We start from the raw sequence: 16523 nt of genomic DNA on the forward strand, positions 1-16523 counted from the left end.
CAATTTTCCACAACTGTTTAGCGTCCCGCCATGGCTCTCGGAAAACAAATCAGGCGCTACCGCGCCGCCCTCGGTCTTACCCTCGAACAACTGGAAGCGCGCACCGGCGTCGGGGTCGGCACCATTGCCGCGCTCGAGGGGCGCGACAGCGAGCGCTCCAAGTACGCGGCGCGCCTCGCGGCGGGCCTGGGGCTGTCGCTGGAACAATTGCTGGACGAAGCGGCGCAGTACCCGCCTGACATCGTGTTGGCCGAAGCGGCGGGCGATCCGCCGCGCGTCCACGACGACGCGGCCGGCGATCTGCGCATTCCACGCTTCGACACCGGCGGCGCCATGGGCGCGGGGGTGGAACTGCGCGACCAGCCCGGCGTGATCCAGAGCCTGCGCGTCAGCCAGGAATGGCTGCACAAGAATCTGCGGCACTACACCGCGGCGGCCAATCTGTGCGTGGTGACTGGGTTCGGCGACAGCATGCGGCCCATGTACAACCCGGGCGATCCGCTGCTGGTGGATCTGGGGGTGGTCAAGGCCGACGTCGATGGCGTGTTCTTCTTTCGCGTCGGCAACGAAGGCTTCATCAAGCGCTTGCAGCGCATTCCCAGCGCGCGCGGGCTGCTGATCCGGGCAAAGTCCGAGAACACCAAATACGACGCCTGGGACATCACCGAAGACATGGATCTGCAGATCTTCGGCCGGGTGCTGAAGGTCTGGCGCAGCGAGGATCTTTGACGCGCCATGGCGTCCGGCCGGGCACGGCGCCCGCCGCATCGGCGGCCGCTTCAGCCGCCCGCCGCAACGCCGCTACAGCCCGACGCGCTGCGCCTGCGGCGGCTGCCATGCGCCGTCCAGCAAGGCCGGCTGGGGCCAGTAGTAGCGCAGGGTCAGCATGAACGGCCCGGCCGGTGCCGGCAACCAATTGGCCTGACCGCCCTTGCCCGGCGCGTGGTGCTGGATGCGCAGCGTCAGCCCGCCATCGCGGTCACGCGTGAGCGTGGGCAGCAGCGCGGCATCGATCACGTAGCGATGCATGGGGTTGGGCGCCAGTTGTTGCCCCGGCATGCGGTACAAGGTCACCGACCAGAACGCGTTGACCGGCGGCAGGCCGTTCGGCGCGAAACGCAGGGTGTACGAGTGGGCGCCGTCCAGCGGCTGCCCCGCCGCATCGGTGGTCAGCACCGTGGCCATCGCCTCTGCGCGGTTTTCGCCGTCCAGGTCGACCTGGGCGCCGGTGGCGCGCGCGAGGTAGTCGTGACGCAGGGTCTGGCGGTCGCCGAACAGCGTGTCGGTCTTGCCGGCCAGCGCCACCCGATGCTTGTCGATGTCGTTCTGGCCGTCATGCATGCCTTCGCGCATAACCTGCCGCAGCCGTGGATTCAGGGCATCGGTGACGACCGGCGCGTCCGGACGGATGCGCAGGCTGTCCAGGCGCTTGCGCAACGTGCGCTCGCCATGCAGGACCGGCGCGAATTGCAGCACGAAGCCCAACTGGTTGTAGAACTCGAGCGAGCTGCGCATCTGCGCGGGCGGCGGCGGCGCGAGCCAGGCCACGGCGGCCGGCGCGGGCGCCGGCGTTCTGCGCAGGTGGGCCGACAGCGGCTGAACCTTGTAGCCGGACTGGATACTCTTGAGATGCGGCAGGTCCGCCGCCCCGAACCATTGGGTGCGCGCCGTCATGCTGACCAGTTCGGTCTCGGCGCGGATCACCTTGGTGAAGCCCTGGGGCTCGGCGCCATTCCAGCGCGGGCCGACCACCAGGTACCGGCCCCCGCCGTTGCCGCCGGCGCGGCTGCCGAGGTAGGCGAAGTTATAGCCATACAGGTCGCGCAGCCGCAGCGAAAAATAGCGGCGGGATTCCATCGGCGGCACGCTGATGACGACGGGTTCGGCGCGCAGGTCCAGCACCGCCGAGGACACGGGCGCGTCGACGCTGGGCGCCACCGCCGACATGTCTTCGAGCGGGGCGTGGCTGATGGTGTTGAACGGGGCTTTGTAATGCGGGTTGCCGGTGTCGATGCTGGCGGCGTGGATGGCCTGGTAGTTGGCGACCATCGGGTAGCCGTAGAGGTAGGCCTCTTTGGCGATGCGCTGCGCCTCGGGCGCCGTGACGCCGTCGATGCCGACGTACTGCGAACCGGTCGCCGCGTCGGGCGAGGTGAAGCTGCAACCGCTGGCGCCGGCGATCAACGCCAGCGCGGCGACGCCCCGGAGCCAAAGGAAAAGACCGGGCAAAGCCCCGGTGGAAGATCCGACGCCAGCGCGGCGTATGCGCATTCCATGCTCCAACTCGGATAGCGGTTGGCAACGCCCGAATGGCGGCAGCGTCGCGGACAGGACAGACATTCGCCGAAATTCTGGCACATTTCGCCAGGGTAGTGAAACCGCACGGAGATGACAGCACTATCTTTTTGCCGGACACGAGGCCGACGATGCAATGCGCCAACACCATGTGCCGGATGACGCGCCGGCGTCACCCGCGCGCCCGCCACGATTCAGTCCGGCAAACGCAGAAGCTCCAGTTGCCGCGCCGGAATCGGCGTGATCGCGCTTTCGCTGGCGGCGGCGTCGGTGGTCAGGTGCTGAATCAGGTCCAGCGTGGTCGAGCGGCGCGTCAACATCAGGCAGGTGACTTCGGCCTGGTCCACGCGCGTGGCGTGCCAACAGCCGGGCCGCATGCACACGCCCTGCCCCGGTTCGACGCGGAACGCCGCCAGGGTTTCCAGGTCCGGGCTGCCGTCGGCCGCGCTGCGCGCCACCACCTGGATGATGGCGCCCGTCAGCGGCACGATGGCCTGCTGCGTCAGCAGGTGTTTTTCCAGGCTGGCGATCTCGGCCGAGGCGCTGCGGTAGTTGACCCACAGCACTTCGGCGTCGCCGCCGGCGCCGGTGTTGAAGACATGTTCGTGCCAGAAGTCGGTGGCCTCGTTGCTGAACATGGGCACGCCGTTGCCCAGCGGGATGGGCTTGCCCAGCATCCAGCCGTAGGACGCGAAGGCATCGGCGGTCAGGTCGTGCACGGGCAAGGCGGCGGCGCGGGTCATGTCGGGTCCTTGGCGGGTGGGGAGGCGGCGGCACGCCGGGGGAATTCGGCGTCGTAATCGAAGTCGCCGCGCGCGATGGCCGCCAGGATGGCGGCGCGTCGCTCGGCGGCGCGCTTGAGGTTGGCGGCGGTGGGCTTGACGCGGATGCGCTCCACGCAATGGCGGCCCTGGAAGAAGAAGCCGATCTCGATGGACGATTCGGATGCCGGCCTGACGCCGTCGAACCCTGTGCTCATGCCCCCTGCCCCGCAGGCGCTCCGGCGCCTGCTCGAAAGTCGGGGATTATCGCAGTTTTTGCCCGGATCGAACGCAGCACCGGCCCCTGTCGTCCCGCCGCCCGCCCCTCAGGCGGGCAAGGCGGCGCGTGCGCGCGGCAGCTCGCGGTCGTCGATGGGCCAGTGCAGCGCCGCCGCCAGCACGCCCAGCGCCATCGCGCCCAGCCAGATCAGGTCGTATGAATGGGTCGCCTCGAACACGACGCCGCCCAGCCATACGCCCAGGAACGAACCGAGCTGGTGGCCGAAAAAGACGAAGCCGAACAACGTCGTGATGTAGCGCACCCCGAACACCTGCGCGATCAGGCCGTTGGTCAGCGGCACCGTGCCGAGCCAGACAAAGCCCATGACCGCCGCGAACACGTAGACCGACCCTGCCGACAGCGGCAACAGGAAGAACAGCGCCATGGCGGCGGTGCGCAGCAGGTAGATGCCGGCCAGCAGGTACTTGCGGCGATGGTGCGCGCCGAGGATGCCGCAGACGTAGGTGCCGGCCACATTGGCAAGCGCGATGATGGCCAGCGCGGCGACGGCGTCCGCCGCGCGCATGCCCTTGTCCATCAGATAGGCCGGCAGGTGCGTGCCGATGAAGGCCAACTGGAAACCGCAGGCCAGGAACCCGAGGTTCAGCAGCCAGAAGCCCGGTTGCGCGAACGCCTCGCGGATCGCCGCGCCCAACCGTTGTTCGGGCTGCGCGGCGCCGGGCGCCGCCGCCGCGCGGGCGGTTTCCTTCAGCGGCCAGGCCAGCGGCAGCACCGCCGCCAGCACCGCCGCGAAGATCAGCAAGGCGCTGACCCAGCCCCAGCCGCCGATCAGCCACTGCGCCGCCGGTACCAGGGTGAACTGCCCCAGCCCGCCGACCGCGCCGGCCACGCCCAGGGCCCAGCCGCGCCGCCGCGGCGGCACCAGCCGGCTGAGCGCGCCATAGATCACGGCGAACGCGGTGCCCGACAGGGCGATGCCGATGCAGATGCCGGCGCTCCACATGAAGGCCGCCGCGCTGGTGGCATGCGCCATCCCGGCCAGCCCCAGCGCATAGAACGCCAGCCCGCACAGAACCACCTTGGCCGAGCCGTAGCGGTCGGCGATCATGCCGGTAAAGGGCTGCGCCACGCCCCAGGTCAGGTTCTGCACCGCCATGGCCATGGCGAAGGCCTCGCGCGACCAGCCGCGGTCCATGGTGACGGGAAGCAGAAACAGGCCTTGCACGTGCCGCACGCCCAGCGCCAGGCCCATGACGATGCCCCCCGCCAGCACCATCAGCCACAGGTTGGGCGGTGGCGCGGCGGAGCCGGACGGGGCGGCGACGGCGGGAACGGCGGACATGGCGAACCTCTGGCGTGAGACGTCGAACCCGCGCACGGGCGAATGACGCTATTACAGGGGCGCCAGGAGCGGCCTTCAACCGATTATTTGTCGCCGGCTGCATGCGCCGCGGGAATGCCAGCGGGCCTCGACCGCAAGCCCGCCGCTCCCCCTGCCCGGCGCCACGGCGGCGGCCCGGGCCGCGCGATGTTAACGGTTCGTTTTCTATCGTTACATTTGCCGTTTCTTTGGGTGCTACGGCTGGTTACAGTGCTGTCCTCGTCCCTTTTCCCACAGGCACTTCCATCATGCGGCACGTCCGGCCCCGCTCGTTCCCATCCGTTGCGCCCGCGCGCGATCTGGCGCGCTCCGCGCCCGTCGCATCATGAGGGGCACTCTCCGTTTGCGCGCGGGCTGCCGGCCGGCACTGCGGCCGCTGGCGCTGGCCGCGGCGTTGGCCTGCCTGGGCCCCGCGCCCGCCAGCGCCGACGAATATGCCGGCTGGCAACGCGACTGTGTCGGCCGCACCTACGCCATCACCCCCGATGTCAGTTGCCAGCGCGGGTATGCCGAAGGCCTGGCCGCCGTGATTACCGGCAAGGCCGGCGATCCGGCCGGCACCTGGGGCTACATCGACCCGCAAGGCGGGATGGTCATCAAGCCGGCGTTCCAGGAAGCCGAGTCGTTCCAGAACGGCCTGGCGGCGGTGCGCCAGGGCGACCTGTGGGGCTACATCGACCAGCGTGGCAACTGGGCAATCGAACCGCGTTTCACGCGCGCCTCGGGGTTCAACGCCGAGGGCACCGCGCTGGTCGAGCAGGACGAACGCGATGTGCTGATCAACCGCCAGGGCCAGGTGCTCAAGACCTTTGCGCTGGGCACGCGCTCGTGGGGCTTCGAACGTGGCCAGAAACTCGCGGAGATGGAAGTGCCGCAGCCGCCACGGCTGTTCAACACCGCGACCGGACGCGCGCTGACGCTGCCCGCCGATGTAATGATGCTGGCGCCGTCCGACTCGGGCTACCTGCCGGCGCAGCGGCGCAGTTCGCGCTATGGCGGCTGGTGGGGCCTGCTGGATGCCGACGGCCGCTGGGCCATCGCGCCGGACGTGCTGCGCTCGCAGCAACCGCCGCTGCGCGACGGCGACACGCTGGCCGTGCAGCGCGACGACACCTGGCGGTTCGTGCGGCCCGATGGCACGGCGCTCGATGGCGACGGTTATGAGAGCGTGACGCGCGTGGCGCCCGGGCTGTGGCTGGTGAAGCCCAAGGGGCAAGGCCCCTACGCGCTGCTGGACGCGCAACTCAAGCCGCTGCACACCTTCACCAATCCGTACGTGGGCGTCGAGGCAACCGATGACTGGAAGGTCTTGAGCGACATCGACGCGGTGATCCTGATCCCGCCCAACGGCAAGCCGCAGGTGGTGCGAGCGGCCTTCGGCCGCGTCACGGTCAGCCACGGGCTGGCCTGGGTCAACGCCCAGCAGCCGTCCGCCGCGCGGGCCGACAGCGCCGTGCCCGCAGCGGCCGCAGCCGCCGCCGATGCGGCGCAGGCCGTCCAGGTCACGGCGGCCGCCGACGCCGCCGTCAGTGCCGATGCCGGGGGCGACGACACCGAAGCGACCCTGGCGCAGATCTATCGCGCCGACGGCACCCCGCTGCTGGACGCCGGCACCGTCGAACGGCTGGCCCAGTACCGCGTCACGCCGTTCAGCCCCCGGCGCGACGACAAGGCGCAGGCCGAAGCGCTGCCCCTGGCGCTGCTGCATCCCCACGACTACAGCCAGCCGACCGGCATCCTGACGCGTTCGGGCAGGATCGTCACCAACCCGGAATGGGACGACATCAGCAGCTACGACGCCAGCGCCCCCCTGCTGGTGCAGACCCGCAAGCGCACCGTCGGCGCCATCGATGCCGAGGGCAACTGGATCCTGCCGCCCAGGTTCGCCGGCATCGGCGGCTTCAAGGGCGCCTACGCGTGGGCCCGCACGCCCGACATGGATCGCGATGCCGCCGTGCTGATCGATACCCGCGGCAATCCGCAGAAGCTGCCGGCGCGCATCGAGGTCAATGGCGACAAGCTCGACGGCGATCTGCTCTACTTCCATGCGGTGGACGGGCGCCGCGACCGCCGCTGGGGCCTGTGGAACATCCGCGGCGCCAGCGAGGTCGTCAAGCCGATGCTCGAGCGCATCGAGGATTTCACCGACGACTGGGCCAAGGCGCAGGACCACGACCGTTGGGGGGTCATCGACCGCCAGGGCAAATGGGTGGTGCCCGCCACCTATTCCGGCAGCTATGAACTCGATTACCTGGGGAACGGCTATCTGCTGGCGCGGGAACCGCGGCGCGCGGATGACACCGGCTACGGCGACGCCTATCGCCTGATCGACCTGCGCACCGGCAAGCGCAGCGCGGTGCTGCACGAGCGCCCGCAGGATCTCAAGCGCGGCCGCTATCTGGCGCAGGGCACGGACGGCGCCACGCTGCTGTTCGACGCCCAGGGCGGCATGACCCGGCTGTTCGAGGGCGAACCCGAACGCCAGGAACAGTTCGGCGACTGGATCTACGTGCAGTACCGCTCGCGCAACGGCGCCATCGACGCCCGGGGCAACTTCAAGGTGCCGGCCGTTCAAGGCGAATTCAACCCCTTCTTCGTGCAGCCCGAAGGCCTGGCGCGCGTCTTCGACGGCCAGCGCTACCGGCTGATGGACGAGAACGGCAAGACCTTGCTGGCCGCGCGTGGCGACGGCACGCCATTGGCGTCGATGAAGCGCGTGGTGTTCCGCGACAGCAAGAACTCGCAAAGCGTGATGACCGATCTGCAGGGCCGCGAAATCACCCGCTTGCAGGGCGAATTCACGCTGGAGGAACGCAACGCCAGCGAAGGCGTGGTGGTCTATCGCGGCCAGAACGACCGCTATGGCTTCGTCAATGCCGACGGCAAGCGCGTAGTCGGGCCTTACTTCGACCGGCTGGGCCCGTTGCGCGACGGCCTGGCGCTGGCGCGCCGCGAGCAACGCAGCGGCAAACTGCTGGGCTACATCGACCTGACCGGCCGCTACGTCATTCCGCCGACGTTCGGCTGGGCCGATGACTTCAGCGAAGGCCGCGCCCTGGTGCGCCGCGAGGGGCTGCTGCAATTCATCGACAAACGCGGCGCCACCATGACGCTGTTCGGCCTGATCTGCGGCGAGGTCGTCGTGTTCGACGCGCAAGGACGCCTGACCTGGCCGCGCGAAAAGCTGACCTGCCCTGACGCCCGCGACCTCGAATACGCGCCCGCCCCTGAATCCGCCCAAGCACAATGACCATGACTTCACGCGCGTTTCACGCCACCCGCCTCGCCTGCGCCCTGGCCGCGCTGGGTCTTTCGCTGTCGGCGCACGCCCAATACCGCCAGAATGGCATCCCCTGCGTCGACGGCCCGATGGACGTGAGCGCCGCCCGCGACGCCCGCCATGGCGATGCCGGCCCGGCCGGCTGCATCGGCCCGCTGTCTGACAATCGCGCCGCGGTGCTGCTGCCGTCGTCGCTCGAAGAGATCGACCGCGTGCCCACCGACGCCTCGCTGCGCCGCCACGCCTGGGGCTTTATCGACGCCAACGGCAGACTGGCCGTGGCGCCGCAGTTCGAACGGGTCGGCGATTTCCATCACGGCATGGCGGCGGTGCGCTGGAAGGGCAAATGGGGGTACATCGACGCCAAGGGCAGGATGGCGGTGCCGCCGCGCTACGACAGCGCCTCCGATTTCGTCGCAGGCGGGCTGGCGGTGGTGACGCGGGACGGCCAGTACCAATTGATCGACCGCGCCGGCAAGGCAGTGGGCGACGCCATCGATGCCAGCGTCGACAGCGTGCGCCTGGGCGAAGGCAAGCCGGCCCGGCTGTCGCTCACGTATCGCGAGGAATTCCGCGCCGCCAATGGCGAACGCCGCTACGCCAAGCCCGGCGTGCAGGTGGCGTCCAGCTACGGCAACGGCCTGTTCATCGGCGTCGACAACCATGGCATGTACGGCCTGCTCGATGACGACTGGAACTGGCGTGTGCCACCGCAATACAGCGACATCTCGCGGCGTGACAACGACGCCCTAGCGCTGGCCATCGGCACGGAGGAAGTGGTGCTGATCGACGCCGCCGGCAACGTGATTGGCGAGGGCCAGCGCTACGAGCGCCTGACCCGCGTGGGCAAGGCCTTCTGGAGCGCCGAGCTGCCACGCGGCAAGGGCTATGTCCTGCTGGATGCCGGCGGACAGCCGCTGGCGACGCTCACGCCGGCCGAGGCGCGCACTTCGGCGATCCACGACGACACGCTGGTCTACGCATCGGGCGACACACTCAAGGCCTATGTGGCGGGGCGTGCAGAGCCGGTGACGCTGGGCAACGGCCTGCGCGCCGAACAGAACGAAGGCGGCTATCTGCTGTTCCGCAATCCGGCGGGCCAGGTGGCCGGGCTGCTGACGCCCAAGGGCGTGTGGCTGCATGGCGAGAACGCGCCTGCGTGGCTGGCCGATGTCGGCCGGATGGCGCTGCGCCAGGGCAAGCTGTGGCTGTCCAGCCAGGACGGCCAATTGCTCAATGCGCTGGACGCCGACGGCCGCGCGATCCTGCGGCCGGACGCGCTGGAGGCGGCCCAGGGGTCGCAACTGCGCGACCTGCCGCTGGACGTGCCGGGCGGCCCGCTGGGCCTGCTGGGCCAGGGCTACTGCCACTGCGCCGACGGCGGCGCCGGCCTGCTGCTGGCCGACGGCAGCGTTGCCACGCACAAGGACTGGACCGAAGTCGTGCCGCTGGACGGGCCCCGCGACGACGACAGCGCCAACGACGCGGCCGGGGCCGCCCCCCTCGGCGCCGACGACCTGCGCTTCGCCGCGCGGACCGAGGCCGGCGTGCAACTGCTCGATGGCCGTGGCCGGCCCATGAATCTGCCGCTACAGCAGCACATCGGCGCCTTCCACCAGGGTTATGCGCTGATCTACGCCAAGGGCCAGACCCGGCTCATCGACCGGACCGGCAAGATCTACGCGCTGCCGGACTACTTTGAGGCCGAGGTGGTGGCGCCCGGGCTGGTGCGCTACCTGAAGACCGCGGCCGAGGGCGACCCGTGGGGCCTGTACGATTTCATCGCGGGCAAGGAAGTGTCGCCGCCAGCCTTCCAGCACATCGGCCAATTCCAGGACGGCCAGGCCGCCGCTTCGCTGGGCGCCGGCAAGGTCGGCGTGATCGACCCGCAGGGCAAGTGGCTGGTGCCGCCGCGCCACCACGGCGTCATGCGCGTCAGCGACAAGCTATGGCTGGTGCAGCAGGCCGGACCGCAAGAGAACGATTACCGCCGGCCGGCCGCGCTGGTCAATCGCGACGGGCGCGTCCTGACCGCCTTCCAGCCGGCGCTGCAGGTGTCGCGCGAGGCCAATGGCACTTACATCGCCTATAGCGAAAAACAACGCTGGCTGGTTTCGCCGGACGCCTCCGGCACGCTCGACCTGGAAGACGCCAGCTACGCGCAGATGGGCGACTGGTTGGCCATCCGCCGCGCCGACCGGCACGGCTACGTCGACGGCCAGGGCCGCTGGCAGGTCGCGCCCGGGCCGCTGGCGGGCACGCCCTTCCAGGGCAAGCCGGCGCGCGCGCTGATCAGTGGCGACGACGGCGCGCGCCTGATCGACGAACACGGCAAGACCGTCGTCAGCCTGCCGGCCGGCCAATGGGACTGGCCGGCGGGATCGGCCTGGCTGATGCGGCATGACCACGACGCGAGCGGCAAGCCGACCACCACCTACGTCGACACCACGGGCAAGACCCGCCTGACGCTGGCCGGCGCGGGCAGCGCGTTCTCGGAGGGCCAGGCCGCCCTGGCGCTGGCCGGCGGCGGCATGCGCGCGATCAACGACAAGGGCGTCGCGTCCGGGCCGACCTTCACCCACCTGGGGGCGCGCCGCGACGGCCTGGCGCTCGCGGGCGTGGGCGACTACTACGGCTACGCCGATGGCCAGGGCCGGATGGCGGTCGCGCCGGTCTACCTGTGGGCCTCGGACTACGCCAACCAGCGCGCCGTGGTGTCGACGCGCGAGCAGTCGATGATCCTGGACGAGCGCGGCGCGATGGTGGCGCGCGTCACCCTGGAGTGCGGCATCCGCACGCTCTACGGCGCCTACAACCAGCGCCTGTGGCCGCTGTCGATGCCGCAGCGCTGCCGCCAGTGACGCCGCGCGAGCGGCGCGCCCTGCGCGCCCGCCCGCGTCCGCCATGGCCCCGCGCCTACTGCGTATCCAGCGCCAGATAGCGGCGCGTCTGCACGATCTCCTCGCGTTCCTTGAAGCTGGTCAGGCGATCGGCCAGCGCGCGGCTGTCGCCGGTCTGGCGGATCGCCGCCAGCGTGGCCTGCATGGCGTGGATAGCGGCGCGTTGCAGATCCGACGGGATGATCGCCAGGCGGTAGCCCATGGCGGCCAGGTCGGGCAACGGCACCAGCGGCGTCTTGCCGCCATAGAACATGTTGATGAGCTTCAGGCCGGGCAGCCGGTCCGCGATGGCGCGGATCTGTTCCAGCGTTTCCGGCGCCTCGACGAACACCATGTCGGCGCCCGCCTTCACGTAGCGTTCGGCGCGCGCGATGGCGGCCTCGAAGCCTTCCACCGCGATGGCGTCGGTGCGGGCGATCACCAGCGTATCGGCATCGGCCAGCGTCTGGCGCGCGATGTGCACCTTGCGGCACATTTCGGCGGCATCCACCAGGCTCTTGTCATCCAGGTGGCCGCAGCGCTTGGGAAACGACTGGTCCTCGATATGGAAGGCCGCCACGCCGGCGCGCGCCATGACGCGCACCGTGCGTTCGACGTTGGCGGAACCGCCGAAGCCGGTGTCGGCGTCGGCCACCACCGGCAGGCCGCTGGCGTCGACGATCTGCTCGACGCGGTCCATAACCTCGGTCAAGCTCAACAGCCCGATATCGGGGTAGCCGGCGGCGCGCGCGATGGCGCCGCCGCTGGCGTAGACCGCGTTAAAGCCGGCGGCCGCCACCAGGCGGGCCGACAGGCCATCATAAGCGCCGGGCGCCACCACGATGTCCTGGGCGAGATGCTGGCGCAGCCGGGCGCCGGGCGTGAGGGTCTTGGCCATGGGGGCATTCCTTTGGAGAAAGAGACGTCGATGCCCGCATCATCGTGCCGCCGAACTAGAATGTCCAATATATGGAAAATTGAATATCAATATTTTTTGAGTACCAAAATGGAATTGCGCCATCTGCGTTATTTCGTCGCCACCGCCGAGGCCCAGCACTTCACGCGCGCGGCCGAACAGCTCGGCATGGCGCAGCCGCCGCTGTCGCAGCAGATCCGGCAACTGGAACAGGAAGTGGGCACGCCGCTATTCGACCGGCGCGGACGCGGCGTGAGCCTGAACGACGCCGGCCGCGCTTTCCTGGCGTGCGCGCAGGACATCCTGCAACGCGCGCAGGACGCGGTGCGAACCGCGCAACGCGCCGCGCGCGGCGAAGTCGGCGAGTTGTCGCTGGGATTCACCGAATCGGCCTCGTTCCATCCGGTCGTGACCGAATTGATCCGGCAGTACCGGCAGCAATACCCCGACGTCGAAATGACACTGTCGCAGGACGACAGCGAAACGCTGGTGGCGCGCCTGCGCGCCGGCTTGATCGACGCGGCTTTCGTACGGCCGCCGTTCGCCATGGATGGCGGTTTGCGCTTCACGCAACTGACGGAAGAAGCGTTGATGGTGGCGCTGCCGCTGGGCCACGCGCTGGCGCGGCGCAAGCGGCTGGCGCCGGCCGACCTGGCGCAGGAACGCTTCATCCAGTATTCGCGCAAGTCCGGCTATGGCCTGAGCGCCGACATCATGGCGGCATGCCGCCGGCACGGACTGAACCCGCTGCCGGGCCAGCGCGCGCCGCAACTGTCATCGGCGGTGAACCTGGTGGCGGCGGGCATGGGCGTGGCGATCGTGCCCGCGTCGCTGCGGCACCTGCGTCCGGACGGCGTGGTCTATCGCCCCTTCGCGCTGGATTGGCCGCGCGCGGTGCTGGGGCTGGTGGTGCGCGACGACGCGCCCGGCGGGCGCGTGGCCAATCTGCTGGCGCTGGCGCAAGGATAGGCGCGCCGGCGCCGGAGCCGGCCATGATGGCGGGCTGCCACGCGCATCGCCGCCGTGGCCTCAGTCGTCGTGCGATTCATGCACCGCGCTGGCGCCGCGCTTCCAGTAGCTGGCGGCGCGGATGCGGCGCTTGTCGACACCGTGCTGCGTCACCATGACCTCGCGCACCGCCTTGGCCACGGCGGACTCCGCCGCCACCCAGACATAGCCCTCGCCCGGCGGCAATACCAGGTCGCGCGCCGCTTCCAGCAACAAGGTGCTGTAGCCGGCCACGGTGCCGTTGCGATGCAGCCAGCGCACCGCGGCCTGGGCCCGCGTGGCCAGGGCAATCTGGTTGGCGGCGCCCGGCACTTCGATCCGCACCAGGGCCTGCGCCGTGGAGGGCAATTCCTCCAGGCGGCGGGCGATAGCTGGCAACGCGGTTTCGTCACCGATCAGCACATGCCAGTCGAAACCGGTGGGCACCACGAACGACCCGCGCGGGCCGCCCACGCCCAGGCATTGGCCGACCTGGGCCTGCGCGGCCCAGGTCGAGGCCGGGCCGTCGCCGTGCAGCACCAAGTCGATCACCAATTCCAGGCGCTCGGCATCGAAGCGGCGCGGGGTGTAGTCGCGCGCGGCCGGGCGCGGCGCGCCGTCGGGGAATTTGATGCCATCGGGGCCGACCTCGGGCAACACCGGCGGTTGCGACGGATCGGCGGGGAAAAACAGTTTCACGTGGTCGTCGAAGGACGCGGAGACGAAGTCGCGCAGGGCTTCGCCGCGCAAGGTGACGCGGGCCAGCAGGCCGGCGATGCGTTCGACGCGCGCCACGGTCAGCATGCGCATCTTGAGCGGATGGCGCACGCGTTCGACGGTCAGGTCGGTTTGAGTCATGGGATCTCCAAGTGGGCTGGACGGAATCAGGCGGCATCCTTGCCCGTGATTTCCTCGGTGGCGCGGCGCAGGATGGCCGCGATGCGGCGTTGCTCGGCCGGCGACGCGTCGGTGCGTTGCAGCAGCGCGTGGCGGATCGCCTGGCGCGCGTGCACGAACTCGTCGATCCAGCCGGCGGCATTTTCGTCATCGCCGGCGGCCGCGCGCGGCTCGCCGCTCCAGGCCTGGCGCATCCAGTCCATCTTGCGGGCGACGTGCTTGAGTTTGTTGAACATCACCGACAGACGCTCGCGGTTGGCGTCCAGGTGCGCGCGCCCCGGGTCGGCCAGGTGGTAGCGCTTCTTGCTGCCTTCCTGTTCGACGGTGGCGTAGCCCAGTTCTTCCAGGTAGGTCAGCGCGGGGTAGACCATGCCGGGGCTGGGCGTGTAGAAGCCGTTGGACATGGCGCCCAGCGCCTTGATGAGTTCGTAGCCGTGGCTGGGGTTCTGCTCCAGCAGGCCGAGCAGCATTAGTTGCAGATCGTCGGCGGTGACCTTGCGGCCGCGCGCGAAGTGACGGCCGTCGCCGCCGAAGCTGTCATCGGCGTCGCCGCCGCGGCCGCCCCACGGGCTGCCGAACCCGCCGCCGAACCCGCCGCCGAACCCGCCGCCGCCCCCGCCGCTGCCGGCGTGGCGCCCAGGACGGCCACGGCCGCCTTCGTGCCAGCGGCCGGAGGCGAAGCCGGCGCCATGGCCGCGAGGATCGTGGCATTGCGGGTGGCCGGGATGAGCGGGATGAGCGTTGCGGACGCCGTGGCGGGCGCCATGGGTGAAGGCGGTCAGGAAATGGAAATGGCGCATGAAGGGCCTCGCTGAGTATCTGACGTATGACTTAAGATATATCTTACGACGTATCTTAAGATATATATCGTACGATACACAGACACGCTTCCGGCCGTCAAGCGCCCTGTCGCGGCCCGTTATCCGCGCCCCTTGTCCGGCACCCCGGCGGCGATGCCGCCCACGATCAGCGCCATTCCCAGCAGCAGCGGCAGGCTCAGCGGCTCATGCAGCACGGTCGCCGAACACAGCAGGCCCACCACCGGCACGCCCAGCAGGCCGATCGCGGTGACACTGGCGGGCAACGCGCGGTTCACGTTCACCGCCGCCCAATACGCCACGGCGATGCCGAACACGCCGCCATAGCCCAGCAGCCAAGCCAGTTCCGGCCGCCACACCACGCGCGGCGCGCCCTCGGCGGCCCAGGCCACGGCCGCCAGCACGCCCGACGCCAGCAACGCCTGCCAGAACGCCAATTCGAACGGCGCAGTGACCCAGCGATGCGCGCGCACGTAGACGATGTTGACGGCCCAGCACAGCGCCGCCAGCAGCACCAGGCCATTGCCGAGCACGGCTTTGCGATTGCCCCAATCGAACGCCAGCGGATTGAAGATGACGGCCAACCCCAGCAGGCCAAGCGCCAGCCCCAGTTGCCGGCCGCGCCCGATCGGTTCGGCCAGGAACAGGCGCGCGCCCGGGATGACCCACAGCGGCGTGGTGTAGGCCAGCACCACCGAGCGGCCGGCCGGCACGTATTGCAGGCCCAGGCTGACCAGCGCGGCGAACGCGCCCATGTGCAGCAGACCCACGCTCAGGATCACGGGCAGGTCGGCCTTGACCGGCCAGGCCACCCGCCGCAGCGCCAGGCCCAGCAGCAGCAACGCGGCGGTGCCGACAACGCTGCGCGCGGCCACCGCCCAGATCGGGGTCAGGTATTGCAGCAGCAACTTGCTGACGACCCAGGTAAAGCCCCAGGCCAGCACCACCACGGCGAGCAGCGACAGGGCCTTGCGGCGGGACAGGATTTCGATGGACATGGCGCGGGCGGAAGGGGCGAATCGCCCCGACTATAAAAGCGCGCCGCGCCCCCGCCGTAGCGCCACGCGGCGCCTATTCTCTGGAGCCACGCGCGGCCGCGCGCGGCTGGCGCGCCAGCCAGCGCGCAAAGGCCGCGGCCCGCGGTTCGTCCGGCGCGGGCGCGTAGACCACCAGGCGCAGATGACGGCTTTCATCGACCGACAAGGTGGCGTGCTCGAACGCCATCTCGCCCAAGGCCGGCAGGCGCAGGCCGCGCACGCCGATGCAGGCGCCCTGCACGTCGTGCTCGCGCCACCACGCCTTGAATTCGGGCGCGACGCGTTCGAGTTCGTCGACCAGTTCGGTGATGTCCGGCGCGCCCGCGGCAGCGGCGAAATCGCGCCGGAAGGTGGACAGCATGGCCGGCGCCTGTGCCGGCCAATCGACGAACAGCTCGCGCATCGACGGCTCCACGAACAGCATCCACAGCAGGTTGCGCCGTCCCGCCGGTTGCGCGCCGAAGCCGAATACGCGTTCGGCGGCGGCGTTCCACGCCACCACGTCCCAACGCAGGTTCAGGATATAGGCGGGACGCGCGGGCAGATCGTCCATCAGGCGCCGCACCTGCGGCGGCACGGTGCACCAGGTGCGCCCCGGCTCGGCCGGGGGACGCTGGTGCGCCAGCAGGTACAGATGGCGGCGCTCGGCCGCGTCCAGCCGCAGGACCCGCGCCAGGTTTTCCAGGAAGGTGGCCGACACCCTGATGTTGCGGCCCTGCTCGAACCAGGTGTACCAGGCCAGGCCCACGCCCGCCAGCGCCGCCACTTCCTCGCGCCGCAGGCCGGGCGTGCGGCGCCGGCCGCCGGCCGGCAAGCCCAGCGCGGCGGGGCTCAGGCGCTCGCGGCGCAGCCGCAGGAATTCGGCAAGGTCGGCGCGGGTGCGATCCAGGCGCTGGGCGCCCGCCTCGGCGTCGGGACGCGCGGGTGGCAGGGGTGCGGCGGCCGGGTCACGCAGGCAAGGACGGGGCATGGGCTATTGCCTTCAGTAATAGCATAAACAGCTAAATTGTATAAGGTTCGAATCGCTCACA

13 protein-coding genes are annotated in these 16523 nt (G+C 70.1%); 4 read left to right on the forward strand and 9 right to left on the reverse strand.

Annotated elements, in window-relative coordinates:
* Nucleotides 1-30 precede the first annotated feature (30 nt).
* Entirely contained in the window at nucleotides 31-729 is a 699-nt protein-coding gene (locus ACN6O8_RS16180) for an XRE family transcriptional regulator (RefSeq protein ID WP_427992047.1), read from the forward strand.
* A gap of 72 nt (nucleotides 730-801) precedes the next feature.
* Here the strand turns inward: ACN6O8_RS16180 and ACN6O8_RS16185 are convergent, their stop codons facing one another.
* The 4 genes from ACN6O8_RS16185 to ACN6O8_RS16200 form a co-directional block, all read right to left on the reverse strand.
* On the reverse strand, nucleotides 802-2271 hold the full coding sequence (locus ACN6O8_RS16185; protein WP_427992048.1) for a DUF1254 domain-containing protein: 1470 nt from the start codon (nucleotides 2269-2271) through the stop codon (nucleotides 802-804).
* A gap of 218 nt (nucleotides 2272-2489) precedes the next feature.
* On the reverse strand, nucleotides 2490-3038 hold the full coding sequence (locus tag ACN6O8_RS16190; RefSeq protein WP_427992049.1) for an ureidoglycolate lyase: 549 nt from the start codon (nucleotides 3036-3038) through the stop codon (nucleotides 2490-2492).
* The gene (locus ACN6O8_RS16195) at nucleotides 3035-3274 is read right to left on the reverse strand and encodes an Arm DNA-binding domain-containing protein (RefSeq protein WP_427992050.1); all 240 of its coding nucleotides are present in this window, start codon (nucleotides 3272-3274) and stop codon (nucleotides 3035-3037) included. Before ACN6O8_RS16195 ends, ACN6O8_RS16190 begins: the two co-directional genes overlap by 4 nt.
* Nucleotides 3275-3382: 108 nt before the next feature.
* Nucleotides 3383-4573, reverse strand: coding sequence for an MFS transporter (locus ACN6O8_RS16200; protein ID WP_427992287.1), 1191 nt, complete (start codon nucleotides 4571-4573; stop codon nucleotides 3383-3385).
* A gap of 430 nt (nucleotides 4574-5003) precedes the next feature.
* Between ACN6O8_RS16200 and ACN6O8_RS16205 the strand changes: the two genes are divergently transcribed.
* Nucleotides 5004-7928, forward strand: coding sequence for a WG repeat-containing protein (locus tag ACN6O8_RS16205; protein WP_427992051.1), 2925 nt, complete (start codon nucleotides 5004-5006; stop codon nucleotides 7926-7928).
* A gap of 2 nt (nucleotides 7929-7930) precedes the next feature.
* Entirely contained in the window at nucleotides 7931-10819 is a 2889-nt protein-coding gene (locus tag ACN6O8_RS16210) for a WG repeat-containing protein (RefSeq protein ID WP_427992052.1), read from the forward strand.
* 55 nt (nucleotides 10820-10874) lie between these two features.
* Here ACN6O8_RS16210 and ACN6O8_RS16215 read toward each other — a convergent pair whose 3' ends face one another.
* Entirely contained in the window at nucleotides 10875-11735 is an 861-nt protein-coding gene (locus ACN6O8_RS16215) for an isocitrate lyase/PEP mutase family protein (RefSeq protein WP_427992053.1), read from the reverse strand.
* Nucleotides 11736-11843: 108 nt separating this feature from the next.
* Between ACN6O8_RS16215 and ACN6O8_RS16220 the strand changes: the two genes are divergently transcribed.
* Complete coding sequence (locus ACN6O8_RS16220) at nucleotides 11844-12722, forward strand: LysR family transcriptional regulator (protein WP_427992054.1); 879 nt, start codon at nucleotides 11844-11846, stop codon at nucleotides 12720-12722.
* A gap of 60 nt (nucleotides 12723-12782) precedes the next feature.
* Here ACN6O8_RS16220 and ACN6O8_RS16225 read toward each other — a convergent pair whose 3' ends face one another.
* From ACN6O8_RS16225 to ACN6O8_RS16240, 4 genes are all read right to left on the reverse strand, one after another.
* Complete coding sequence (locus ACN6O8_RS16225) at nucleotides 12783-13598, reverse strand: siderophore-interacting protein (protein WP_427992055.1); 816 nt, start codon at nucleotides 13596-13598, stop codon at nucleotides 12783-12785.
* Nucleotides 13599-13624: 26 nt separating this feature from the next.
* A complete protein-coding gene (locus ACN6O8_RS16230) occupies nucleotides 13625-14437 on the reverse strand; it encodes a PadR family transcriptional regulator (protein WP_427992056.1) in 813 nt (270 codons plus the stop codon).
* A 119-nt stretch (nucleotides 14438-14556) separates the two neighbouring features.
* A complete protein-coding gene (locus tag ACN6O8_RS16235) occupies nucleotides 14557-15453 on the reverse strand; it encodes a DMT family transporter (RefSeq protein ID WP_427992057.1) in 897 nt (298 codons plus the stop codon).
* 73 nt (nucleotides 15454-15526) lie between these two features.
* The gene (locus ACN6O8_RS16240; RefSeq protein WP_427992058.1) at nucleotides 15527-16462 is read right to left on the reverse strand and encodes a helix-turn-helix transcriptional regulator; all 936 of its coding nucleotides are present in this window, start codon (nucleotides 16460-16462) and stop codon (nucleotides 15527-15529) included.
* Between the last annotated feature and the right edge of the window lie 61 nt (nucleotides 16463-16523).

This window comes from Achromobacter sp. (genome assembly GCF_050285565.1).
Classification (GTDB): Bacteria; Pseudomonadota; Gammaproteobacteria; order Burkholderiales; family Burkholderiaceae_B; genus Achromobacter.